Origin of the sequence: Burkholderia sp. BCC1047 (assembly GCF_902833155.1) — a bacterium.
GTDB classification, from domain to species: domain Bacteria; phylum Pseudomonadota; class Gammaproteobacteria; order Burkholderiales; family Burkholderiaceae; genus Burkholderia; species Burkholderia sola.
Map to the genome: position 1 here is coordinate 12,228 of NZ_CADFEH010000002.1, position 23,984 is coordinate 36,211.

Sequence of the window (23,984 nt, forward strand, 5' to 3'; positions counted from 1 at the left end):
TCGAGGGGACACGCGCGTGCCGCGTGCCGCGCCGGAGGCCTTCGTCGACCCTCGGCTTTTGTTCGTCATTCGAACTTAGATTCGATTAGCGAACGATGGGCCGATCATAGAGTCGCGCACAGCGCATTGTCAAGGCGGGTTCCCTCGGGGGCCGTCGCGTCGTCGAACGGCAAGCCCACGTAGTTTTCGGCGAGCGACTGCGCGGCGGCCCGCGAACGCGTCACGTATTTCAGCTCGGCAAACTTCAGGCGATTGACGAACGGCGAGTCGTCCGGCGATGCATGCAGCATGTTCGTCATGAAGTAAGAGAAGTGCTCGGCGCGCCATACGCGTTCGAGGCAGGTCGCCGAATAGCGCTCGAGCGGCGTCGCGTCGCCCGTCCGGTACCGCGCGCCGAGCGCGCGCGACAGCGCGCGGACGTCGGCCACCGCGAGGTTCATCCCCTTCGCGCCGGTCGGCGGCACGATGTGCGCGGCGTCGCCGGCCAGGAACAGGCGGCCGTGCTGCATCGTCTCCGACACGAAGCTGCGCATCGGCGTCACGCTCTTCTGCGTGATCCGGCCCTCGGTCGGCGTCCAGCCGGTGTCGTTCGAGAAACGCGTGTGCAGTTCGTCCCAAATCCGCGCGTCGGACCATTCGGCGAGGTCTTCATCCGGCTTGCACTGCAGGTACAGGCGCGTGACCGTCGGCGAGCGCATCGAGAACAGCGCGAAACCGTTGTCGTGATGTGCGTACACGAGTTCGTCGAGCGACGGCGCCGCGTCGGCGAGGATGCCGAGCCACGCGAACGGGTAGACGCGCTCGAACGTGTTCAGCCGCTCGGCGGGAATCGTCTGGCGCGCGATGCCGTGAAAGCCGTCGCAACCGGCGATGTAATCGCAGTCGATGCGGTCCGCGCGGCCGTCCGCGTGCTTGAACGTGACGAACGGCTGCTCGCTTTCGACGTCGTGCAGCGCGACGTCGCTCACTTCGAAGTGCATCTGATGGCCGTGCTCGATGCCGGCCGCGATCAGGTCGCGCACGACTTCATGCTGGCTGTAGACGGTGATCGCGCGCCCGCCGGTCAGTTCGGACAGGTCGATGCGGTGGCGCTGGCCATCGAACAGCAGCTCGATGCCGTGATGTTCGAGCCCTTCGCGGCGCATCCGGTCGCCGAGGCCGGCTTCGTTCAGCGTGTCGACCGTGCCCTGCTCCAGCACACCGGCGCGGATGCGGTTCTCGCAGTATTCGCGCGAGCGCGCTTCGACGAGGATGGAATCGACGCCTTGCAGGCGCAGCAGGTGGGACAGCAGAAGGCCGGACGGACCGGCGCCGATGATCGCGACTTGGGTGCGCATTGTTCGCCTCCAGAACTTTGGTTCGAGTAATGGAACACATTTGAGCGCTTTCCCGACTATGCGGCAACGCGATTCAGGAGATATGTTGTATACGTTTTGAAGATACCGGCCCCGGCGATGGACCCGCTCGACCTGAACCTGATTCCCTACCTCGTCGCGCTCGACGACACGCGCAACGTCAGCCGCGCGGGCGACCTGCTCGGCGTGAGCCAGCCGCGCGTGAGCACGGCGCTCGGCCGGCTGCGCGCGTACTTCGGCGATCCGCTGTTCGTGCGCACGTCGCGCGGGATGGAGCCGACGCCGCGCGCGCTCGCGCTGCTGCCGGCCGCCCGCGACGCGCTCGCGCAGATCGAGCGCGGCCTCGTCGCGCCGCACGACTTCGACCCGGCCGCGAGCACGCATACGTTCTCGATCGCGCTGTCCGACGTCGGCGAGATCGTGTTCCTGCCGAAGCTGCTGCAGGCGTTCGCGACGCTTGCGCCGCACGCGAACCTGCGTTCGGTCTCGCTCGCGCACGACGAAGTCGGACGCGGCCTCGAAGCCGGGTCGATCGATCTCGCGGTCGGCTACTTCCCCGATCTCGACGGCAACAACTTCTTCCAGCAGCGGCTGTTCACGCACCGGTTCGTCTGCCTGATACGGCGCGGCCATCCGTTCGAGCAGACGCCGCCGTTCACGGTCGAGCAGTTCCTCACGTGTGGCCACGCCGTCGTGCGCGCCGAAGGCCGCAGCCAGGAGGTGCTCGAGAAATACCTGGCGAAGCAGCGCATGCAGCGCCGCGCGGTGCTCGAAACGCCGCACTTCATGAGCCTGCCGTTCATCCTGAGCCGCACCGACCTGATCGCGACGGTGCCGCATGCGATCGGCTATGCGTACGCGGCCGAGCACGCGTTCATCGTGCCCGTCGAGCCGCCGCTCGCGCTGCCGCGCTTCGACCTGAAACAGCACTGGCATCGCAAGTACCACAACGATCCGCGCACCGCATGGCTGCGCGGCGTCGTCGCGTCGCTGTTCAACGACGAGCAGGACGAATGGCCGAAGTGAAGAAGCGGGCGCGGCGGCCCGCACACACGACCGGCGAAAGCATGAAACAATGGTCGGATATCGGCCGCCGCAGGCGGCCTTCGATGGAGCCACTACATGGGTAAGGGAAAGAAAACCACACAGCCTGAGCCGGTCGCCTCGCGGCCGAGCCGTGAAGAAGCAGAAGACGCCGTCCGCGTGCTGTTGCGCTGGGCCGGCGACGATCCCGCGCGCGAAGGCTTGCTCGACACGCCCGCACGCGTCGTGCGCGCCTACGAGCAGTTCTTCGCCGGCTATGCGCTGGAGCCGCGCGACATCCTCGCGCGCACGTTCAGCGAGGTCGACGGCTACGACGAAATGATCGTGCTGAAGGACATCCGCTTCGAGAGCTACTGCGAGCACCACATGGTGCCGATCATCGGCCGCGCGCACGTCGCGTATCTGCCGAACCATCGGGTCGTCGGCATTTCGAAGCTCGCGCGCCTCGTCGACGCATTCGCGAAGCGCCTGCAGATCCAGGAAAAGATGACCGTGCAGATCGCCGACACGCTGTTCGACGTGTTGCAGCCGAAGGGCGTCGGCGTGATCCTCGAAGCCGCGCACCAATGCATCTCGACGCGCGGCGTGCACAAGCCGGGCGTCGAGATGGTCACGTCGCGCATGCTCGGTACGTTCCGCACCGATCCGTCGACGCGTCGCGAATTCCTGTCGATCGTCGCGAATCCTTCCTCGGTCAACCTGACGAATACCTGATGGAGCAGACGAAGCAAACGGCACCCGCGCCCGTCGTGCTCGTGACCGGCGCCGCGCGCCGGGCCGGGCGCGCGTTCGCCGAGTATTTCGCCGCGCACGGCTATCGCACCGCGGTGCACTACGACCGTTCGGCCGATGCCGCGCACGCCGCCGCCCGAACGATCACCGAACGCGGGTACGATTCGGTCGCGCTGCAGGCCGACCTGTCCGATGCCGCGCAGATCACCGCGCTGATCGACCAGGTGTATGCGCGCTTCGGGCGCCTCGACGTGCTGGTCAACAACGCGTCGGTGTTCTGGCAGGATCATTTCCCGAGCTTCGATCTCGCGGCGTTCGACCACGCGTGGGCCGTCAACTGCCGCGCGCCGATCCTGCTCACACGCGCGTTCTACGAACGGGCCCGCGCGGCCGGCACGCAGGGCGTCGTCGTGAACGTGGTCGACCAGAAGATCAAGGAAAACTTTCACCGCGACCATTTCAGCTACACGGTCGCGAAGGCCGCGCTCGGCAACCTCACGCAGATGCTCGCGCTGTCGTCCGCGCCGGTGCTGCGCGTGAACGCGGTGTTCCCGGGGCTGATGCTGCCGAGCGACGACCAGACGCAGGCCGACTTCGAACACGCGAGCCGCGCATCGACGCCGCTCGCGCGCATCGCGGGCCCCGACGACGTCGCGAGCGCGATCCTGCTGCTGACGGGCAACGCGTACAACGGCGTCGATTTCGTCGTCGATGCGGGCCAGAACCTGATCCGCGTCGATCAGGACGTGCTGTACAAGCACCGCTCGCCGGACGGCAAGCACTGAGGCTTCGATGAACGAAGGCGGCTGCGCGCCGCCTTCGTGCGCCGGGTCGAACAGGCTTCGCGCCGCTCACGCCCGATAACGCCCGACGGCGGGCTAACCGCCGATCCATTGCGCGTCATGCGCCGCGTTGTGCAGCCCCCCCGCGCATTCGCCCGCCGCCCCGTTACGGCTTCTCCGCGCTCCCGCCCTCGCGAATCTTGCCTTGCGCGACGCTCGTGCCGGGCGGCACGCTGTGCGTGAGCCACACGTTGCCGCCGATCACCGAGCCGCGCCCGATCGTCACGCGGCCGAGAATCGTCGCGCCCGCGTAGATCACCACGTCGTCCTCGACGATCGGGTGCCGCGCATTGCCCTTCACCAGCGCGCCTTCGCCATCCGCCGGGAAACTCTTCGCGCCGAGCGTGACGGCCTGGTACACGCGCACGCGTTCGCCGATGATCGCGGTTTCGCCGATCACGACACCGGTGCCGTGGTCGATGAAGAAGCTCGGGCCGATCTGCGCGCCCGGATGAATGTCGATACCGGTGGCCGAGTGCGCGATTTCATTGATGAACCGCGCGAGCAACGGCACGCCAAGCTGGTGCAGCGCGTGCGCGAGCCGATGGTGCATCATCGCGAATACGCCGGGGTAGCACAGCAGGATCTCGGTGATGTGCTGCGCAGCCGGATCGCCCGCGTACGCGGCCTGGATGTCGCTGACGAGCAGCGCGCGGATCGCGGGCAACTGCCGGCCGAATTCGCGCGCGATCTCGAACGCGCGTTCGTCGAGCTCGGCGAACGGCGTATCGACATGCTCGGGCAGGAACGGCAGCGCACGGCGAATCTGCTCGGACAAGACGCGCAGCGTGCTTTCGAGCGTGTGGCCGACGTAGTAGTCGACGCTTTCGTCGGTCAGGTCGGGCGCGCCGTAGTGCGTCGGAAACATCGACGCGCGCAGGCCGGTCACAATCTTGCAGATTGCGTCGCGCGACGGCAGCTCGCGGATGCCGCGCGGATGGCGCGTGCGATGGAGTTCCTCGCGCGACTCGCGCAAGCCGGCGACGATTTCTTCGAGGCCCCACTGACGGGCGGGTGATGTCGACATAGGCCAATGCAGACAGCCGAGCGCGGTTGCGCGGCCGCTAATAAAGTGACGGGTTCCGCAAGATTACCGCGTTTTTTGTCCGGGAGCGGCACCCCCGGGGATCGGCCGGACGGCCGACGCTGCTCGCGGGCGACGGCGTCACATCGCGATGCTGCTCGCGTCGATCCAGCGCACGGCCCAGTCGCGCGCGTGCGCGATCGCGTCGCCTTCGTCGTTGAACTGGAGCTCGATCGGAAAAAACCGGTTCGCCACGAGTTCCCCGTCGCTCGATCGGGAGATCACGACGTAGGGCTTGAACGAACCGTCACTGGCGCGTGCGGGCGCGCAATTCAACAGATAACCGCGATGCGTGAAGGCAGTAGTCGCTTGCATGAGTCCGCCACCTCTAGTCCCTTGCTTTGTTGTTCGCTACCCGTCTTTAAGGGTGCTGCGGCGCCCCGGCGCGGGCAGAGGCGGCGAGACTTCATCCCCTGTCGCCGCTTCGCAGGAAAAGAATCATACTCTGTAGAAAACGCGTCTTCTAGCTGAAATAAATCATGACAAATCAGTGCGCGTCGCGCGACCGCGGCGATCGCCCGCGCGCCTTTTCCCGTCGTGCCCGGAACGGGATTTGCTTCGATCCGGAGCGTGTCGCCGCCAGGAGAGCCGCGATGGAATCGTCCGCTCAAACACCGGGTGCGCATCCGCGCAGCATCGAACTCGACAACGACGACACGCACGACAGCACGGTCGATGCCGACGGCAAGCACCGCGAAGCGTCGCGGCTCGCCGGCGCCGGGCCGATCTCGCCCGACCAGATCACGCGCAGCAACGCGTCGCTCGTCAATGCGATGCCGGAAGCCGGCGACGGTTTGGCCGGATTCGACAGCCGCCCCGACGGCAACCATCCGGCGTTCGCGCTGCGCGCCGGCTACAGGGTGATCGAGAAAGGCTTCGACGCGCCGTCTGCAGGCGACACGCCGTTCGGTCCCGTTCATCGGATGTACGGCAGCGCGTATTGGCCCGGCCACGGCCGCCGGCCGGAGCGCGTGATCGAGTTGACCGTCGTGCCGGGATAGCCGGCGCGGCGTTTGAATCGATCGTTCGATTGGGAATCGCGATCGGTCGATGACGGTGATCGATGGCGGCGCATTCGCGCGCGCGACCGGACTGCGGGCCGGGACTCGTTCGCACGATGCAGCAGTGAACGATTCCGCGTATTGGTATCGGGATTCGCAATCATGCATGCCGCGCATCGCATCGACGCACATGCATTGACCGAAGTCATGGCGTCACGGCGCGATTGCGATTGAATGGCAAGACGTACGGCGCATCGGCATGGTTGCGGGCCGGGTCGATGCGCGCGCATGCGTTTTCGCCGACGCTGCGGCCGAACCCGTCGCGCACCTCGCTGCACGATCGCGGCCGTTGGTTTACCCTGCCTCGCAGCATTGCGCATTGCCCGGCCCGCTCGGCCATCCGGCCGACTTCGTTTCAACCCGCCACTCGGAGACACTATGTACAAGCGTATTCTGGTTGCCGTCGACGGCAGCGACACGTCCCGCCATGCGTTCGATGCCGCGCTGGCGCTCGCGAAAGCGCACGGCGCGGAGCTGCAGCCGTTCTACGTCGTCGAGAACGCCGCGATCTACTACAACGTGCCCGGCTACGATCCGTCCGTGCTGCGCGATCAGCTCGTCGCGCAGGGCAACGCGCTCGCGCAGGATTTCGCGAAGCTGATGCAGGCCGCCGGCGTGAAAGGCGAAACGCGGCTGAACGAAGCGACGTCGATCAACGACGTATCGTCGCTGATCCTCGACGGCGCGAAAGCGTTCGGCGCCGATTTGCTCGTGCTCGGCACGCACGGCCGCCGCGGCTTCCGCCGCCTCGTGCTCGGCAGCATCGCCGAACAATGCGTGCGTCACGCGACGCTGCCGGTGCTGCTGATCCCGGCGGCCGCCAACGCGGACGAGCCGGCTGCCTGAGCGGCGTTCGGCACGCGGCCGGTCGCGACGTTTTGTCACCCGACAGCGGCAACTTGCGGTGGGACAATGATTTCGTCGATCCAATGCCGGAGTAAACGATCATGCTGACGCCCGTCGCCACCCGCCCCGCCGCCGTGCCCCATACCGGTAGCTGGGCTCCCCGTCAGGCCGCACACTGCTCGTCGTGCGCGATGCGGCACCTGTGCATGCCGCAGGGCCTGGCGCCCGAAGCGCTCAGCCGCCTCGAGTCGGTCATCTGCGCGGCGCGCCCGGTCAAGCGCGGCGAAGCGCTGTTCCGCGAAGGCGACGCATTCGACAACCTGTACGCGGTGCGCTCGGGTTCGCTGAAAACCGTCGCGACGCGCCATGACGGCCGCGAACAGGTCACGGGCCTGCATCTCGCCGGCGAAGCGCTCGGCCTCGACGGCATCTGCGACGATACGCACCCGCGCACCGCGGTCGCGCTGGAAGACAGCTCGGTCTGCGTGATCCCGTACAGCGCGCTCAAGGCGCTGTGCTCGGAAGCCGGCTCGATGCAATTGCGCATGCACAAGCTGATGAGCGAACAGATCGTGCGCGAAACGTCGCAAACGATGCTGCTCGGCTCGCTGAATGCCGAAGAGCGCGTCGCCGCTTTCCTGCTCGACGTGTCGTCGCGCTACCTGAAGCGCGGCTACTCGCCGTCGGAATTCAACCTGCGAATGACGCGCGAGGATATCGGCAGCTATCTCGGCATGACGCTCGAAACGGTCAGCCGCACGCTGTCGAAATTCCAGAAGCGCGGCCTGATCGAAATGCAGGGCCGCCACGTGCAGATCGTCGACTTCGACGGCCTGCAGCACGTCTGACGCCGCACGGCGCGCACCTCGCGCGCGCCGCCTGCATCACGTCGCCGGTCAATCGAGAAACAGCGCGGCGCGCGCCTTCAGCGCCGCGCTGAAATCGTCGAGCCAGCCGATCGACAAACGCCAGCTCTGCCAGTACAGATCGATATCGATGGTTCGTCCGCGCGACATGTCGATCAATTCACCCGCCGCCAGCTGGCGGTCGACCATCCGGTCCGGGCACATCCCCCATCCCAATCCCGTTTCGCATGCGCGCAGATAGCCTGCGACGTGCGGTATCCAGTGCTGCGGCGGATCGAGATCCGCGCGCGTCACGCGCCGGATGAAACGCGCCTGCAACCCGTCCTTCGGATTGAACATCACGCACGGCGCGCGGCGTAGCGCATCGCGTGTGATCCCCGCGTCGAAATAGCGTGCATAAAACGCCGGCGAGCACACCGCGCGATAGCGGATCCGCCCGAGCCGTTCCGACCGGCATCCCTGGATCGGCTCGGCCTGCGCGGTCACCGCGCCCTGCACGCTGCCGTCGCGGATGCGCGAGGCCGTGTAATCCTGATCGTCGATCACGAGATCGAGCAGCGTCTCGCGCTCGGTGCAGAACGGCCCGACCGCGTCGATGAACCACGTCGCGACGCTGTCGTCGTTGACCGCCACGCGCAACGTCGGCCACGCGCTCGCGATCTGGCCCGGCAATGCGGGCATCCGGCCGCCCAGTTCGGCTTCCAGCAGCTGCACGCGTTCGGTATGCCGGCACAGCAGCGCGCCCGACGTGGTCGCGACACACGGCTGCCCGCGCTTGACGAGCACGCTGCCGACCCGTTCCTCCAGCAGCTTCACGCGCTGCGACACCGCCGACGGCGTGACGTTCAGCTCCTTGGCCGCCCGCTCGAACGAACCGTGCCGGATCACGGCCGCGAGGGCATCGAGCAACGCGTAGTCGAGCATTAGATTTCCTTAATCCGCATTAGGTGATTTAGCTTCTCTTATTCCCGTGCTGACCGCAGACTAGCGCTACCCGATTCATTCGTCTACTGCTTCCACGGCTGTCCCCCTCATGAACTGGCTTGCTTTTTCCCACGGCGCCGCACTGTGCGCGTCGCTCATCGTCACCATCGGCGCGCAGAACGCGTTCGTGCTGCGCCAGGGCATCATGCGCTCGCACGTCGGCAAGATCGTGCTGCTGTGCGCGGTGTCCGACATGATCCTGATCGGCGCGGGCGTCGGCGGCGCTTCGGTGCTCGTCGAGCGCTATCCGACCTTTGTCCACGCGGTGCTGTACGTCGGCCTCGCGTATCTCGCGTGGTTCGGCGTCAACGCGCTGCGCCGTGCGTTCAAGCCGGGCCACGACACGCTCGACGTGCGCGGCGACGCGGTCGCGCCACCGCCGCAGGGCGCGCTCGCGATCGTGCTGATGACGCTCGCGTTCACGTGGCTCAACCCGCACGTGTATCTCGACACGTTCCTGCTGATCGGCACGGCCGGCGCGCGCGAGCCGGAAGGTGCGCGGCTCGCGTTCGCGATCGGCGCGATGACGGTCAGCGTCGTGTGGTTCCTCGGGCTCGGCTATGGCGCGCGATTGCTGGCGCCGTGGTTCCGCAAGGCGGTCGCGTGGCGCGTGCTGGATGGCGCGATCGGCAGCATGGTGCTGTTCCTCGCGGCGGTGCAGTTGCGCTGACCGAACCGTCCGCACACGGGCGGCCGCCTGCCGCCCGGCTTTCCCTCCGCGTGGGCACCATGCCAGCGCAACCTGCGTGATCCCCGTCGCGCACGTCGCCGCAAAAATTCGCTCCCGATCGAACGCAGCCGCACGGAATACGCATGCAGCGGACACGGTCTCCGTCATCTGCCGCAAGCCGTCCACCATCGCGCCGTTACCGCGCATGCACGAATCGAAACGATCGGCGAGAATGTCCGGTGTCCCGCGACCACGGCGGAACCGCACCGCGCATCCTGCCGTCCCGCCGCGATCGCCTCGACCCATCCCGCAGTTCAATCCCGTTATCTGCTAGTTATCGGAGAGGAACATGGCACATCGCACCCTCGGTACATCCAGCATCCAGGTTTCGCCGCTCGCGTTCGGCGGCAACGTCTTCGGCTGGACCGTCGACGAGAACGCATCGTTCGCATTGCTCGACGCACTCGCCGACACCGGCATCAACTTCATCGACACGGCCGACGTCTATTCGGTCTGGGCGCCCGGCAATCACGGCGGCGAATCGGAAACGATCATCGGCAAGTGGCTGAAGCGCTCCGGCAAGCGCGAGCAGGTCGTGATCGCGACCAAGGTCGGCATGCTCGGCACGCGCGCGGGGCTGTCGAAAGACAACATCCTGAAGGCCGCCGACGATTCGCTGCGCCGCCTGCAGACCGACTACATCGACCTGTATTTCTCGCACCGCGATCTGGCCGACACGGCCCCGCTCGAAGAAACGCTCGGCGCGTATCAAACGCTGATCGACGCGGGCAAGGTGCGCATCATCGGCGCGTCGAACTACAGCGGCGCACGCCTGCGCGAAGCCGCCGCCATCAGTGCCCGCGACGGACTGCCCGCGTACCAGGTCATCCAGCCCGAATACAACCTGCTCAACCGCGCCGACTACGAACGCGATCTCGAGCCGGTCGTGCGCGACCTGAAGCTCGGCGTCGTCAACTACTACGCGCTCGCGAGCGGGTTCCTGTCGGGCAAGTACCGCAGCGAGGCCGACCTGAAGAAGAGCGTGCGCGGCGATCGCGTCGCCGGCTATCTGAACGAACGCGGCCTGCGCATCCTCGCCGCGCTCGACGCCGTATCGGCGAAGCACGGCACGCAGCCGGCCGCGATCGCGCTCGCATGGCAGATCGCGCGGCCGACGATCACCGCGCCGATCGCGAGCGCGACGTCGCTCGAGCAACTCGCGCTGCTCGGCGAAGCGATCCGCGTCACGCTCGATGAGGACGACATTCGCCAGATCGACGCAGCCAGCGCGCCCTGAAGCCACCGGCGGCAGGCCGATGGAACCGTACGGGCAGGCGGTTCCGCGGCTTGCCTGAGAGTCATGCAGGACGGATGGATACAATGGCGAGCATCCGATGGCCGCGGGGCTCGACCGGGCTTCTTCGCGCCGAATCAAAACCACACATAAAAAACCGCCGATGAACCACCTTGCCCGCCGTTCCCGTTACGTCCGTCATGGCCGTCCGGTCGCCGCAACGATTGCCGCGTTGCTCGCCTGCGCACCGGCCGCGTCCTTCGCGGGTTGGTACGAAATCGCGAACTACACCGGCACGATCGGCACTGCGCCGGTGCACGTGTCGGTGCAGACCTACGATGCGATCAACCACAACGACGCGGGCCGCTGGCGCGTCGACGGCAGCTACTACTACGACGCGCATCGCAAGCCGATCCCGTTGCGCGGCCACCGCGAGCCCGACGGCCGCCTGACGCTGTGCGAAGCGTCGTCGCCCGCGTCGAACGCCGACTCGCTGGTCGTGCCGGCCGCGTCGCCATCACGGCCGAAGCCCTGCCCGATCGCGCTCGTCGTCGCCGGGAAAACGGCAACCGGCACGTGGGACGACGGCCGCAACACGCTGCCGATCACGCTGAACGAAGTCGGCCGGCTGAACGATACCGAAGGCGAACACCTGCAGCTCGACGGCAGCGTCGATATCCCGATGTGGTATCGCACCAAAACGCACATGCTGGTCGGCGTCTACGCGCTGTCCGACAAGTGCGGCATCGCGATGCAGTCGCTGCGGGCCGTGAACATCGCGACGGGCCGCGTCGATCGCACGATCGCGCTCGACTGCGATGCGGGGATGGTGATGACCTCGATCTACGCGAATGTCGCCGACGCGCGGCGGGCCCGTTACGTGAGCGTCGAGTTCCGCGACGGCAAAATGGGCTACCAGGAGAACGTGTCGCTCGGGCTGCCGTCGTCTTCATCGAAGTCGAAGTAGGCCGGCCACGCTTACCCCAAAGCCGCACGCATGTCTTGACTCGCCCGGCCGCTTTCGTTGACCCGGACGGACATCGACCGCGCAATCGCCCGCCGCGCCCCGCTGCAAGCGCCTCGCGCCCGTGCCCCGGGTCTTTCACGGATTGACCGCGGCGTTCGGCGTGCCCGAGACTGCCCCGCTCGGGCCGTCATCGGGAGAACGTCATGCCGGACACCAGCACGGAGATCGCCACGATCTCGACGCGCGCCGTATGCGGCGCCGAGCGCGTCGACTTCTGGGTCGACCACGTCGCGCGCACGCTCGTGCGGATCGAATGCAGCGGAAGGTCGTCCGAAGGGATCGATGCGTCGCTGCGCAAACGCGATCTCGGGCTGTTCCGCGCGTGCGACATCGTCGCGAACCGGCACGCGGTCGTGCGCACGCCGCACAACATCCACGCGGACCAGCGCGACGCCGTGTTCATCTGCGTGATGCGTGAAGGGCACGGCTATACGTTCCAGGACGTCGACTGCATGCAGCACGGGCCCGGCGACCTTGTGCTGTACGACACGTCGATGCCGTACGGTCACGGCTTTCCCGCCGACATGGCGATGACCGTGCTCGACGTGCCGCGCGACGTGTTCGAGGCGCGCGTCGGCCCGTGGCGCTACCGCAGCCTCGTCAAGATCGACCGCGGCGACGGCGTCGCGTCGTGGGCCGTGCGGCAGGTGGTTGCGCTGCTCGCCGCGCCGCCCGAGCCGACGCCCGACGCGCGCGAACGGCGTGCCGCCGCGATCCTCGAGCTCGTGCAGTCGATGCTGCGGCTGCACGATGGCGACACGTCGCCGACGAAGTCGACGGTCCACACGCTGTCGCGCGCGAAGGCGTTCATCGACAGCCATCTTGCCGACGACGACCTCGACAGCCGATCGGTCAGCCGTGCGATCAACCTGTCGCCGCGCCAGCTCGCGCGCGTGTTCGAGATCGAGGGGATGCCGCTCACGCGCTACATCCTCGCGCGGCGGCTCGAACGCTGTCGCGCCGACCTGCGCGACCGGTCGCTGAAGCATCTGACGGTCAGCGAGATCGCGTTCCGCTGGGGCTTCAACAACAGCGCGCACTTCAGCCGCAGCTATCGCGCACGGTTCGGCGAGACGCCGAGCGACACGCGCGCGCCGGCCGACGCGCGCTAGACCGCACGCCGCTGCCCCTTCCTGCGATGTCCCGCCGAGGCAAGCACGGCGTCCGCCCCGGTCAAATGGGGCCTCAATCCGCTCGCTAAGCTGGCTTCGTGCGCGGCGGCATCCGTTCCGCCGCCCGACAGCGAGGAGAACAAGCGGGATGGAGACGTACGACCACATCGTCGTCGGCGGCGGTTCGGCCGGCTGCGCGGTTGCGCACCGGCTGGTGAAGGCCGGCCGGCGCGTGCTGCTGCTCGAAGACGGCCCGAAGGACGACAGCCTGTTCATCCGGATTCCGGCGACGTTCATCCGCGTGCTCGGCACGCAGCGCACGGTGACGTTCGAAAGCGAGCCGCAGCCCGGCGCGGCGGGACGCAGGACCTACGTGCCGCAAGGCCGCACGCTCGGCGGCGGCAGCTCGGTCAACGCGATGCTGTACGTGCGCGGCACGCGCGACGACTACGACGACTGGGCCGCGCTCGGCTGCACCGGCTGGGGCTGGGACGACGTGCTGCCCGTGTTCAAGCGCGCCGAATCACATCTGCGGCTCTCGGAGCCGTACCACGGCACCGACGGGCCGTTGAAGGTCGGCGACACGCGCTTCCGGCATCCGCTGAGTCTCGCGTTCGTGAAGGCCGCGCAGGAAGCCGGCATCGCGTACAACGACGACTTCAACGGCGCCGCGCAGCATGGCGTCGGCTTCTATCACACGACGATCTTCGACGGGCAGCGCGGCAGCACCGCGGCCACCTACCTGGCCGACGCGATCACCGATCCGAACCTGCGCGTGCTGACCGGCTGCCGCGTGACGCGCATCCGCTTCGACGGCCGTCGCGCGAGCGGCGTCGAATGGCGCACCGCGAGCGGCTCGGCGGGATCGGCCGCCGCACGCGCCGACGTCGTGCTCGCGGCCGGCGCGCTGAGCACGCCGAAGCTGCTGATGCTGTCGGGCATCGGCCCCGGCGCGCACCTGCACGCGCACGGCATCGACGTGCTGCACGACAGCCCGGAAGTCGGCGCGAATTACCAGGACCATCTCGAAGTATCGATCTACGGCTACAGCGACGCGCCGATCAGCCTGCTGGGCGAGGATCGCGGGTGGAACGCGTTGCGGCACGGGCTGCAATGGATGCTGTGCCGCTCGGGCCTGCTGACGTCGAACGTCGTCGAATCGGGCGCGTTCGTCGACACGACGGGCAGCGGCCGCCCGGACATCCAGTTCCACGTGCTGCCGACGCTGGTCGGCGACGTCGATCGCGAACCGCTGCCCGGCCACGGGCTGTCGATCAACCCGTGCCTGCTCCGGCCCCGCTCGCGCGGCTCCGTGCAACTGCGCGGCAACGATCCGGCCGCGCCGATCCGCTTCGACAGCGGCGCGCTGTCCGATCCGGCCGACGTCGACGGCCTCGTGCGCGGCGTCGCGCTCGCGCGGCGGATCCTGCGCGCGCCGTCGCTCGCCCGCATCGTTCGCGAAGCCGAGACGCTGACCGATGCCGCGCTCGCCGACTACGTGCGGCGTCGCGCGAAAACCGTCTATCACCCGGCCGGTACGTGCCGCATGGGCAGCGACGCGCACGCGGTCGTCACGCCGCGTCTCGCGGTGCAGGGTGTCGACGGATTGCGGATCTGCGATGCGTCGGTGATGCCGCGTATCGTGTCCGGCAACACGAACGCGCCGACGATCATGATCGCGGAGCGCTGCGCGGCGTTCATGCTGGCAGAGTGACGCGGTGTGCGTGCGCCGCATCGTGCCGAAAATGAAAGCGGCGCGTGATGCACGCGCCGCCGCCGCCACCGAATCATCGAAAAGCCCGCATCAACCCCCGGCGTCACGCGCCGCATCGCGCAGCGCCATCGGCGACGCGCCGTAACGGTCGCGGATCGCGCGGCTGAAGTGCGCCTGGCTCGAAAATCCCCAGCGAAACGCTATCTCGCCGATGCTCGTCTTGCGCAGCCGTGCATCGGTCAGCTCGCGGTGCGCGTGCGACAGCCGTTCCGACCAGATGTGCTGCGTGATCGACTCGCCTTCGGCCGCGAACAGGCGGCCCAGATGCCGCAGCGACAGGCCGACCGCATCGGCGACGGCTTGCGGCCCGAGCTCCGGCTCGCCGAGATGCGTCGCGATGTACTGTTTCGCGGTCAGCAGATACGACAGCGACGCGCGCGATGCGCCCGCGCCGTTCACTTCCGTGTCGATGAGTTCCGCGATCAGCGTGCGCGTGTGCTCGACGAACCGCGCGGCATCGCGCTCGACCGGCGCCTTCATGAACCGCTCGACGCTCGCGCGCAACGTCGCGCCGAGCATCGCGCCCGCGCCCGGCTTCGGCGCGATCCGCAGCGGCAATGCGGCCAGCGCCGCATCGAGGCGATCGTCGAACGTCGTGATCGGGATATCGATCAGCAGCTGCCGCATCGGCGTCAGGAATCCGAACAGATAGGGCACGCGCGTGTCGTAGACGACCACATCGCCGGCTTCCGCGAGCAGACACCGGTCGTGCTGGATGAAATAGGCGCGCCCGCTCACGATCTGGCACGCGAACAGCGACTCCTTCGGCAACTGGCGCACCAGCGCGGGACTGCGCTCGATCACGTGATCCTGCCCGCTGATGTCGGCGATGCCGAGGCCCGGCAGCGCGATGTCGGTCTTCTCGGCTTCGAGCCCCGCCGGCGACAGCGACGAGCAGCGCAGGCCGACCAGCGTCGCCGCGTTGAACGCATCCCAGTACGCCATCCTGTCGCGCGCCGGCACGTCGGCCGTCGAGCCTCGCGTGCATGAAAGAACGGTCGAATTCGTCACGTCGCCTCCTGCGGGCGCCTGTCGTGCGGAGCGGCACGGATTGGGGAATGGTTCGTCTGGATTTTTGGTGCGCTGCAATGTCCGGCGCGGTCAAGCAATTCGTCCAGCCCAGTCAAGAGCGGCGCGCACCGGCTGGCTAAAGTCGAGCCCACGACAACCCATACAAGGAGACACACTGTGGTCGACAAAGCCGTATCCGAATTCTGGCAAAACATCCCGGCGATTGCCAATCCGTTCAAGCCCGATGCGCTGCCCGAAGCCTACATCCCGAACGCGGCCACCGACGACGAGCGCTATTACGTTCCGTTCACCGAAACGGTTTCGTCTCGGCCGCTGTGGATCTCGCCGTCGCAGAACAAATGGTGCGACATCCTGATGGCGAAGGAAGCCGGGCTCGTGAACCGGCACTATCACCCGCACGAAGTATTCGCGTACACGCTGTCGGGGAAATGGGGTTACCTGGAGCACGAATGGACCGCGACGCGCGGCGATTTCGTGTACGAGACGCCGGGCGAAGGCCACACGCTCGTCGCGTTCGATCACCCCGAGCCGATGCGCGCGTTCTTCATCGTCACGGGCCCGCTGATCTGGCTCGACGACGAAGGCAATCCCGACGGCTACTTCGACGTGCATTCGTACATCGCGATGTGCCGGGCGCATTACGAGAAGGTCGGCCTCGGCGCGCAAGCGATCGAGAAGCTGTTCCGCTGACGCGCGGCGAGGCTCACGATGACGTCCCCTTCCTCTTCCAGACCCGCCTGGACGTACGAGAACAGGCTGCTGCTGATCCTGTTCATGACGTTCGGCTTCGTGTTCTTCGACCGCCTCGCGCTGTCGTTCCTGTTTCCGTTCATGTCGGCCGAGCTGCACCTGACGAACACGCAGCTCGGCATGGTGTCGTCCGCGCTCGCGCTTACGTGGGCGCTGTCGGGCGCCGCCACCGGCGCGTGGTCCGACGCGCGCGGCACCCGCAAGCCGCTGCTGGTCGCGGCCGTGCTCGGCTTTTCGGTGTGCTCGGCGCTGTCGGGCCTCGTCGGCGGCTTCGCGAGCCTGATCGCGTTTCGCGCGCTGATGGGCATCGCCGAAGGCCCCGTGCTGCCGCTGTCGCAATCGCTGATGGTCGAGAGTTCGACGCCGAGCCGACGCGGGCTGAACATGGGCCTGCTGCAGGGCTCGGCCGCGGGCCTGCTCGGCGCGATGATCGGCCCGCCGGTCGTGATCGGCATCGCCACCGCGTACGGCTGGCGCGAGGCGTTCTACGTGTCGTGCATCCCGGGCTTCCTGATCGCGTTCTGCATCTGGCGCTGGGTGCGCGAAGTACCGCCCGGCGGCGTGCGCCACGCGCAGGCGGATACCACTGCAATACCGGCCGGAAGCGGCGCCGAGGTCAGCCGCTGGGCGCTGCTGAAGGAGCGCAACATCCTGCTGTGCGTGCTGATCAGCTGCTTCTTCCTCACGTGGTTCGTCGTGATCATCTCGTTCGCGCCGGTGTTCCTCGTCGAAAGCCGCCACCTGTCGCCGTCCGACATGGGCGTCGTGATGACCTGCCTCGGCGCCGCGTGGGTGTTCTGGGGCTTCGCGGTGCCGGCGATCTCCGACCGGATCGGCCGCAAGCCGACGATGATCGTGTTCGCGCTGGTCGCGGCCGCGTGCCCGCTCATGCTGATCCATGTCGGCTCGGTGTGGGCGCTCGGCGCACTCGTGTTCGCCACGTACACGGGCCTCGGCTGCTTCACGCTGTTCATGGCGACGATCCCGGCCGAAACGGTGCCGCCGCGCGCGATCGCGAGCGCGCTCGGGCTGATCATGGGCGCCGGCGAGCTGATCGGCGGCTTCGTCGCGCCGACCGTCGCCGGCTTCGCGGCGGACCGATACGGCCTGCAGTTCGCGATGTGGACGTCGGCCGCCGGCGCGATTCTCGCGTGCGTGCTGTCGTTCGGCCTCGTCGAAACCGCACCGGCCGTGCTGCGTAAGCGCGCGCTCGCAGGCGGCGCCGCCGGCCGTCTCGATACCCCGAACCTCGGAGGACGCTGACATGCGCGCACTTCAATGGCATGGCCCGCGCGACGTCCGTCTCGCGGAAATCGACACGCCGCGCGTCGGCCCCGGCGACGTGCGCATCGCGGTCGCGTATTGCGGCATCTGCGGCAGCGACCTGCACGAATACGCGGACGGCCCGCACGCGATTCCGGTCGACGCGCCGCATCCGCTGTCACGTCGCACCGCGCCGCTGACGCTCGGCCACGAGTTCTGCGGCACCGTCGTCGAAGTCGGCGCAGGCGTGACAGCGCTGCGCGCGGGCGACCGCGTCGCGGTCGAGCCCGAGTATCGCTGCAGCCAGTGCGCGTACTGCCGCTCGGGCTCGTACAACCTGTGCGTGTCGATGGGCTTCGCCGGGCTGATGGGCGACGGCGGGATGGCCGATTTCGCGGTCGTGCCGGCCTACATGCTGCATCGCCTGCCCGACGGCGTGAGCCTCGAACAGGCCGCGGTGATGGAGCCGGCCGCCGTGGCGCTGCATGCGCTGCGGCGCGGCGAACTGCGGCTCGGCGATACCTGCGCGGTGTTCGGGCTCGGGCCGATCGGCCTGCTGCTGATCATGCTCGCGAAGCTGCAGGGCGCGACGACGACCGTCGCCGTCGACGTGTCGTCCGAACGGCTCGCGGCGGCCACGCGCTTCGGCGCGACGCATGCGTTCGACGCGCGCGGGCTCGATGCATCCGCGCTGGAGGACGCGATTCGCGCGGCCACGGGCGGACTCGGCGTCGATACGAGCTTCGAAGCGGCCGGCTTGCAGGCCACGTTCGAATCGGCGATGCGGGCATTGCGCAAGGGCGGTCGCATCGTGATGGTCGGCCTGATGCCGCACGCCGGATTCGACGCGTTCCGCGCGGTCAACGACGAGCTGACCTTCACCGCGAGCGTCGGCTACCGGCATGCGTACGAAGACCTGTTGCGCATCGTCGCGTCGGGCGCGCTCGATCTCACGTCGATCGTCACGCGCACCGTCGCGCTCGAAGATGCCGTCGCCGACGGCTTCGACGCGCTGCTCGCCGACCGCACGCAGATCAAGATCCTCGTTTCACCCGCGCAGCGGCCGGCCCGCCGCGCCACCACCATCGGGAGTGTCGAGCATGAATCGTCAGTGGACGTTTGAAGGGCAATCCGTCGTGGTGACGGGCGGCACGTCGGGTATCGGCGCGCGCACCGCGCTGCGGTTCGCGCAGGCCGGCGCATCGGTGGTCGCGCTCGGGCTCGACGCAGCTGGCCCGCATGCGCCCGTGCATGCCGGCATCCGTTGCGTGGAACTCGACGTGGCCGACGGCGATGCACTGACGCGCACGATCGCCGCGCTGCCGCGGCTCGACGTGCTCGTCAACGGCGTCGGCATCAGCCGCCACGCGGACGAATACCGGATAGACCAGTTCGAGCACGTGCTGAACGTGAACCTGACGTCGGTGATGCGGGCATCCGACGCCGCGCGGCCCGCGCTGGCGGCGCACGGCGGCAGCATCGTCAATATCGCGTCGATGTACACGTACTTCGGCAGCAAGGACCGGCCCGCGTACAGCGCGAGCAAGGGCGGCATCGCGCAGCTCACGCGTTCGCTCGCGCAGGCGTGGGCCGATCACGCGATCCGCGTGAACGCGGTCGCACCGGGCTGGATCGACACGCCGCTCAGCAGCGCTCTGATGGCCGACACGCAGGCGTCGCGCCGCATCCTCGAGCGCACGCCGCTCGGGCGCTGGGGCACGGCCGACGAAGTCGCGGAAGTGATCCTGTTCCTGTGCTCGCCCGGCGCGTCGTTCGTCACCGGCGCAGTCGTGCCGGTGGACGGCGGGTATTCGACGGTCTAGCGCATGGCGCGCGGTGCATCGGCGGATCGACGAGGCCTGCCGATGCCCGTTGCGCGCCACGGCTTGCTTTGACTGTCGCTGAACCGGGGTCGCCCGGTTCATGTTTCTTCATATCAATCAGTAGTCCGACTAAAAATATTCCGACTCGATCGGATCATGTGAGGAGCACTTTGGAGATGACGAAAAAGACCTTTCTGGCGCTCGCGGCCTGCGCACTTCCGGCAGCGGCGTTCGCCCAGAGCAGCGTGACGATGTTCGGGCTGATGGATACCGGCATCAGCTACGTCAGCAATCAGAGCGGCCACGGCAGCGCGAAATTCGACGACAACATCTTCTTTCCGAACCTGCTCGGCTTCGAAGGCAAGGAGGATCTCGGCGCGGGCACGCGGGCGATCTTCCGGCTCGTCAACCAGTATTCGCTCGGCAGCGGCGCGATCATCGGCGGCGGGCTGTTCGCGCGCACGGCCTACGTCGGGTTGCAGAACGATAGGTACGGCACGCTGACGCTCGGCAACCAGTACGAGTTCATGGTCGATTCGCTGGCCGCCAGCGGCAACGAGATCGCACAGGATCTCGTCGGCCTGTACGGGTTTCGCAACGGGCCGTTCGACCGGCTCGCGCTGCCGAACAATCCGACCGGCGCATTCGACTGGGACCGCGTCGCTGGCAGCAATCGCGTCGCGAATTCGATCAAGTACACGAGCCCGTCGCTGTCCGGCCTGACCTTCGGCGCGCTGTACGGCTTCGGCAACGTCGCGGGATCGATCGGCGCGAACAACACGGTCAGCGTCGGCGCAAGCTACGACCACGGCCCGTTCGGCGCGGGCGCCGCCTATACGAACCAGAAATACGGCGCGGCTGACGGGCTGCCGCCCACCAGCGTGCGCAACTGGGGCGCGGGCGTGCACTACACGGTCGGCACGGTCACCGGGAAGGCGCTCTTCACGACCGTGCACAATGCGCGGAACGGTGCGCTCGCGTGGTCGGCGGAGGCCGGCGCCGCGTGGCGGCCATCGCCGGTATGGGTGATCGGCGCGAGCTACACGTACATGAAGGGCAACGACACGCTCGACAACGCGCATGCGCACCAGGTGCTCGCCGCCGTCCAGTACTGGCTGTCGAAGCGAACGATGGTGTACGTCGCGGGCGTGCATCAGCGCGCAGGCCACGGCAGCCACGCGCAGATCAACGGCGTGATGGATGCGGATGGCGCATCGAGCGACGCGCTGCAGTCGGTCGCGCGGGTGGGGTTCAGTACGCGGTTCTGATGCGGTGCGGGCTGTCGTCGGTCCGGCGTCCGGCGCCGTTCGCCGACCACACGATTCCGCAGTCAAGGTCACAGAAACAGCAGCGCCGGGTTCAACGCCGCTTCGTCGCACGGCTGCGTGCGCCAACCCCGCTCCCCCGGAACCGAATACAGCCGTCGCGCGCCGAAACGCGGCCAGAAATGACACAACCCCGGCGCGATTACCTGCACCACGGACAAGCCGATGTCGGGCCGCGTCTTGTCGACGACGAGCACGTCCATCCCGGCCGCCGCGACGCGCCCGACGCACTGCGCGATCGCCGCCGGCAACGACGCGGCATCGATCGGCTGCCACGTCGAATGCGTCGTTGCGGGCATGCTCGCCGCCGGATACAGAAATCCGGTCGACGGAAGCTTGTCGCGATCCCATGGATGCGGCGCATCCGCCGCGATATCGAGCAGCTGATTGACTTCGGTCAGCGCCCGCTGCACCGCGATCCGGCCGTCCGGATGGCAACCGAAGCCGATCGAGAAACGTCCGTCACGCGGATTCTCCGCAAGCGCGACCACGGTCGGCACCGCGAGATCGGTCGTGATGTCGAGCGCCCACACCCGCCATCCGAACGTCGCGTATTCGTGCACGAGCGCGTCAAAATACGGATCGTCGAAACTCGCGAGATCGATGCCGGGGCGTTCGATCCGGTTGTACCACCAGATCGCGACCGCATCACGCTCGATCAATTCGAGCATGCCCTGCAGGATCGCCTCGTCGACGCTCGAGCCCGCCGCGCAGCCGTTCGGGTTGTGCACGCACGCAGCCGCGGCCTGCGCACTGTCGGGCGTTTCCGCATAGCAGTAGCTCAACGGCACGAGGCGACGCCGGCCGCTCACGAGCGACCACGCAGGCGTCCAGTCGATGACGTCCCGCAGCGTGAAGCGCGGCGGCACCTGCTTGCGGACATCGCGTGTCAATGCGTTGATCGCGTCGCGCGCGTCGAATTGCCGTTCGCTGAACTGCTGAAGATCGTTCACGTGGATCGGCTCGGCGTCGCAAGCCGGATCGGCACGCAGACTGTCGATGCTGCCGGTCACCGTCGCCTCGTCGCCCTGGTACACGCTGCTGAACCGTTCGAGCGCTTCACACAGCGCACTCGTGCGAGCCTGCTCGTCGGTGCGGCCCTTGCCGGAGCAGAGCCTGTCGAACCGGTTGCCGTCCGGTACGGCAGCCGGGCACACGAGAAAACCCGATGCATAGACCTTGCGCAGGCCCGCGTGCCGCTTCGGCATCGGATGCAGATACGCGACTGCGCCGCTGACCGGCGAAATCAGATGCGCGTGGCGCGCGAACACCTGCTGCGGATCGGCGGCCCGGTAGCCACCGTCGGCGCGCGCCAACGGCACCGACCCGGCGAGCCGCGGCGCACGCGCCGCCTGCTCGCGCATCCACGCGGGATTCCCGCAGCACGGGCATTGCGGTCGCCGGATCACGCGGTGCGGTTCGACGGCCAGCGTGTCGAGGCGATGCGCGACGATGTGCGTTTGCGCACGTTCCGCGATCGCGCAATTGACGGCGATCTGCTCGACCGTCGCGGCCACGAGCGCCGCGGCCGCCGCGGCCCCCGCACGCGAGCTGGCCGGCGGCACATGCGTCGCGTCGCTGCCATGATGGCGCGCCAGCAGCGCCTCGACCGGCCGGTTGATGCGAATCCAGTAGCGCACGCATTCGATGCACGGCGCATCGGCGAGCGCGCCGACGCCACTGCCGTTACCGCTGCCGGCCAGCAACGGCCCGATCAGCGTCTGCACGCCGCCGGTCGCCACGACGAGCAGCGCACCGCCGCGCGCCGCCACGCGGGCGGCGCACGCGGCGAGATCGTCACGGTCGTGCGTATCGACGATCGCGACGGTCAGTTCGGCATCCTTCACGACGCCGATGCCGGCCGTGTCGAGTGCGCGCCGGAGCGCCGCGCCGTCCGCGCCGAACGTCTCCACCGCGACACGCAGTTGCGCCATGCGTGCGCACGCGGCGTCGCCGTCGAGCCCGGCGCGCTCGAAGAAACCGCGCGCCGCGTCGTCGCCGTGCGGCGGATCGGCGCGCACGTAGCCGCGCCGCACCAGATGGTCGAGCCGCGCGAGCACCTCCCATTCGCCGAACACGCCGGCGAGCGACGTCACGATCTCGGCAGTCGTCATGCGCGCCCGCAGGCACGCGGCGATCCGCACGAAGATCGTGCCGGACAGCATCGCGCGCTTGAATTCGTCGACGACGAACAGGGTCTCGGGCCCTGCATCGAGCACGAGCAAATGCGGCTTGAAACGCAATACGCGCGAGAGATCATCGAGCATCGTCGGGTTCCGTGCGACGGGTCGGACAAACGTCGCGCGGCCCGGGCAACCGCCCTCGGGCCGCGCGACGGTGCGCGGGTCGGCCGCGCCCGGTCAGCAGCAGGTGAACAGGTAGCACGGCCCCGCGTCGCAGTAGGCTGCGAGCGCCACCGCCTCCTCGTCCAGGTGTGCCGGCTGCGCCGGTATGCCGACGGTCATCACGTTGCGCGGCAGGTTCCAGCTCCCGCCGCCTTTCCCGTCGCTCGTCCAGCCATGATCGGCGCCCGTCTTCTCGATGTCGATGTCGATGATCCACGGACACTGATAGCCGAAGTATTTCGCGAGCGTATCCAGCGGCCGGTCCAGCAGTTCGGCCTTGAACGCCGGATCCCGCCATGAAAGCGCGATCGCACGCAGGTAGACCTTCTGAAACTCCAGCATCGATTCGAGCGTCGGATTGGCGTTGTCCTTTGCCATGTCGGTTTCTCCGGAGTCATTCCATGATGGTGATGTGGTCCGCGTTGTACGCGGCCAGCGCCTGCGCGAACTGCGCGTCGTCCGCCGGCGCGGGCGGCAGATACAGCGTGAGCTTGTTTCTCTGGCCGGCCGTCCAGTCGCCGTTGACGGTGGGCGTCCATTCCGACGATTTGACCTGCACCTTCAGGTCGAGCTTGAACGGAAAGTGATAGTCGAACTGCTCGCGCAATGCGTGGACCGGATCGGCCTCGAGCTTGTCGAGAAACGCCGGTGAATGCCACGCGAGAGCGATCGCCCGAATGACGGTCGCGCGGTATTCGAGAAACTGTTCGTACGTCGGCAATCGAAGATCCTTGCTCATCGGTCTGTCCTCCTGA

General features: G+C 67.8%; 24 protein-coding genes. 16 read left to right on the forward strand and 8 right to left on the reverse strand.

Features of this window, described 5'->3' with window-relative positions; genetic code table 11:
* Positions 1-104: 104 nt before the first annotated feature.
* The gene (pobA, locus tag HWX55_RS02005) at positions 105-1,337 is read right to left on the reverse strand and encodes a 4-hydroxybenzoate 3-monooxygenase (RefSeq protein WP_175973569.1); all 1,233 of its coding nucleotides are present in this window, start codon (positions 1,335-1,337) and stop codon (positions 105-107) included.
* 117 nt (positions 1,338-1,454) lie between these two features.
* Between pobA and HWX55_RS02010 the strand changes: the two genes are divergently transcribed.
* The 3 genes from HWX55_RS02010 (at position 1,455) to HWX55_RS02020 (ending at position 3,916) form a co-directional block, all read left to right on the forward strand.
* Entirely contained in the window at positions 1,455-2,381 is a 927-nt protein-coding gene (locus tag HWX55_RS02010; protein WP_175973571.1) for a LysR family transcriptional regulator, read from the forward strand.
* 96 nt (positions 2,382-2,477) lie between these two features.
* A complete protein-coding gene (gene folE / locus HWX55_RS02015; RefSeq protein ID WP_050017185.1) occupies positions 2,478-3,113 on the forward strand; it encodes a GTP cyclohydrolase I FolE in 636 nt (211 codons plus the stop codon).
* The gene (locus HWX55_RS02020; RefSeq protein WP_175973573.1) at positions 3,113-3,916 is read left to right on the forward strand and encodes an SDR family oxidoreductase; all 804 of its coding nucleotides are present in this window, start codon (positions 3,113-3,115) and stop codon (positions 3,914-3,916) included. Before folE ends, HWX55_RS02020 begins: the two co-directional genes overlap by 1 nt.
* 163 nt (positions 3,917-4,079) lie before the next feature.
* On the opposite strand, the gene epsC is transcribed toward HWX55_RS02020, so the two are convergent.
* A complete protein-coding gene (gene epsC / locus HWX55_RS02025; RefSeq protein ID WP_175973575.1) occupies positions 4,080-5,000 on the reverse strand; it encodes a serine O-acetyltransferase EpsC in 921 nt (306 codons plus the stop codon).
* Between the two features lie 138 nt (positions 5,001-5,138).
* Positions 5,139-5,372 (reverse strand): hypothetical protein, encoded by a 234-nt coding sequence (locus tag HWX55_RS02030; protein ID WP_050017188.1) that lies wholly within the window; start codon positions 5,370-5,372, stop codon positions 5,139-5,141.
* A gap of 278 nt (positions 5,373-5,650) precedes the next feature.
* Here HWX55_RS02030 and HWX55_RS02035 point away from each other — a divergent pair, with 278 nt between their 5' ends.
* The 3 genes from HWX55_RS02035 (at position 5,651) to fnr (ending at position 7,812) form a co-directional block, all read left to right on the forward strand.
* On the forward strand, positions 5,651-6,058 hold the full coding sequence (locus HWX55_RS02035; RefSeq protein ID WP_175973577.1) for a DUF3005 domain-containing protein: 408 nt from the start codon (positions 5,651-5,653) through the stop codon (positions 6,056-6,058).
* Between the two features lie 438 nt (positions 6,059-6,496).
* Positions 6,497-6,964, forward strand: a complete 468-nt coding sequence (locus HWX55_RS02040; protein ID WP_089468845.1) for a universal stress protein — start codon at positions 6,497-6,499, stop codon at positions 6,962-6,964.
* 101 nt (positions 6,965-7,065) lie between these two features.
* Entirely contained in the window at positions 7,066-7,812 is a 747-nt protein-coding gene (gene fnr, locus HWX55_RS02045; RefSeq protein ID WP_069621242.1) for a fumarate/nitrate reduction transcriptional regulator Fnr, read from the forward strand.
* 48 nt (positions 7,813-7,860) lie between these two features.
* Here fnr and HWX55_RS02050 read toward each other — a convergent pair whose 3' ends face one another.
* Positions 7,861-8,754, reverse strand: a complete 894-nt coding sequence (locus HWX55_RS02050) for a LysR family transcriptional regulator ArgP (protein ID WP_006480142.1) — start codon at positions 8,752-8,754, stop codon at positions 7,861-7,863.
* Positions 8,755-8,863: 109 nt separating this feature from the next.
* On the opposite strand from HWX55_RS02050, the gene HWX55_RS02055 reads away from it, so the two are divergent.
* The 5 genes from HWX55_RS02055 (at position 8,864) to HWX55_RS02075 (ending at position 14,631) form a co-directional block, all read left to right on the forward strand.
* Complete coding sequence (locus tag HWX55_RS02055; RefSeq protein ID WP_175973579.1) at positions 8,864-9,484, forward strand: LysE/ArgO family amino acid transporter; 621 nt, start codon at positions 8,864-8,866, stop codon at positions 9,482-9,484.
* 349 nt (positions 9,485-9,833) lie between these two features.
* Entirely contained in the window at positions 9,834-10,781 is a 948-nt protein-coding gene (locus HWX55_RS02060; protein WP_175973580.1) for an aldo/keto reductase, read from the forward strand.
* Positions 10,782-10,878: 97 nt separating this feature from the next.
* The gene (locus HWX55_RS02065; protein WP_175973582.1) at positions 10,879-11,745 is read left to right on the forward strand and encodes a hypothetical protein; all 867 of its coding nucleotides are present in this window, start codon (positions 10,879-10,881) and stop codon (positions 11,743-11,745) included.
* Positions 11,746-11,948: 203 nt separating this feature from the next.
* Entirely contained in the window at positions 11,949-12,917 is a 969-nt protein-coding gene (locus HWX55_RS02070) for a helix-turn-helix domain-containing protein (RefSeq protein ID WP_175973584.1), read from the forward strand.
* A gap of 148 nt (positions 12,918-13,065) precedes the next feature.
* Complete coding sequence (locus HWX55_RS02075) at positions 13,066-14,631, forward strand: GMC family oxidoreductase N-terminal domain-containing protein (RefSeq protein WP_175973586.1); 1,566 nt, start codon at positions 13,066-13,068, stop codon at positions 14,629-14,631.
* Between the two features lie 90 nt (positions 14,632-14,721).
* On the opposite strand, the gene HWX55_RS02080 is transcribed toward HWX55_RS02075, so the two are convergent.
* Positions 14,722-15,702, reverse strand: coding sequence for a helix-turn-helix domain-containing protein (locus tag HWX55_RS02080; RefSeq protein WP_175973588.1), 981 nt, complete (start codon positions 15,700-15,702; stop codon positions 14,722-14,724).
* Positions 15,703-15,879: 177 nt separating this feature from the next.
* On the opposite strand from HWX55_RS02080, the gene HWX55_RS02085 reads away from it, so the two are divergent.
* The 5 genes from HWX55_RS02085 to HWX55_RS02105 all read left to right on the forward strand — a co-directional run bounded on the left by HWX55_RS02085 (position 15,880) and on the right by HWX55_RS02105 (position 20,827).
* Positions 15,880-16,413, forward strand: coding sequence for a 2,4'-dihydroxyacetophenone dioxygenase family protein (locus tag HWX55_RS02085; RefSeq protein ID WP_175973590.1), 534 nt, complete (start codon positions 15,880-15,882; stop codon positions 16,411-16,413).
* Between the two features lie 18 nt (positions 16,414-16,431).
* Complete coding sequence (locus HWX55_RS02090; protein ID WP_175973592.1) at positions 16,432-17,736, forward strand: MFS transporter; 1,305 nt, start codon at positions 16,432-16,434, stop codon at positions 17,734-17,736.
* Between the two features lies 1 nt (position 17,737).
* Positions 17,738-18,859 carry a 2,3-butanediol dehydrogenase gene (locus HWX55_RS02095; RefSeq protein ID WP_175973594.1) on the forward strand — a complete coding sequence of 374 codons (1,122 nt, stop codon included), beginning with the start codon at positions 17,738-17,740 and terminating at the stop codon, positions 18,857-18,859.
* Entirely contained in the window at positions 18,837-19,559 is a 723-nt protein-coding gene (locus HWX55_RS02100; protein WP_175973596.1) for an SDR family oxidoreductase, read from the forward strand. The genes HWX55_RS02095 and HWX55_RS02100 overlap by 23 nt, the downstream gene beginning before the upstream one ends.
* Before the next feature lie 176 nt (positions 19,560-19,735).
* Complete coding sequence (locus HWX55_RS02105) at positions 19,736-20,827, forward strand: porin (RefSeq protein ID WP_175973598.1); 1,092 nt, start codon at positions 19,736-19,738, stop codon at positions 20,825-20,827.
* 68 nt (positions 20,828-20,895) lie between these two features.
* Here the strand turns inward: HWX55_RS02105 and HWX55_RS02110 are convergent, their stop codons facing one another.
* From HWX55_RS02110 to HWX55_RS02120, 3 genes are all read right to left on the reverse strand, one after another.
* Positions 20,896-23,151: a TOMM precursor leader peptide-binding protein gene (locus HWX55_RS02110; protein ID WP_175973600.1), complete on the reverse strand. Its 2,256-nt coding sequence runs from the start codon at positions 23,149-23,151 to the stop codon at positions 20,896-20,898.
* A gap of 93 nt (positions 23,152-23,244) precedes the next feature.
* On the reverse strand, positions 23,245-23,607 hold the full coding sequence (locus HWX55_RS02115) for a BMA_0021/BMA_0022 family TOMM bacteriocin (protein ID WP_175973602.1): 363 nt from the start codon (positions 23,605-23,607) through the stop codon (positions 23,245-23,247).
* Positions 23,608-23,623: 16 nt separating this feature from the next.
* On the reverse strand, positions 23,624-23,968 hold the full coding sequence (locus tag HWX55_RS02120) for a BMA_0021/BMA_0022 family TOMM bacteriocin (protein WP_175973604.1): 345 nt from the start codon (positions 23,966-23,968) through the stop codon (positions 23,624-23,626).
* Positions 23,969-23,984: the final 16 nt, after the last annotated feature.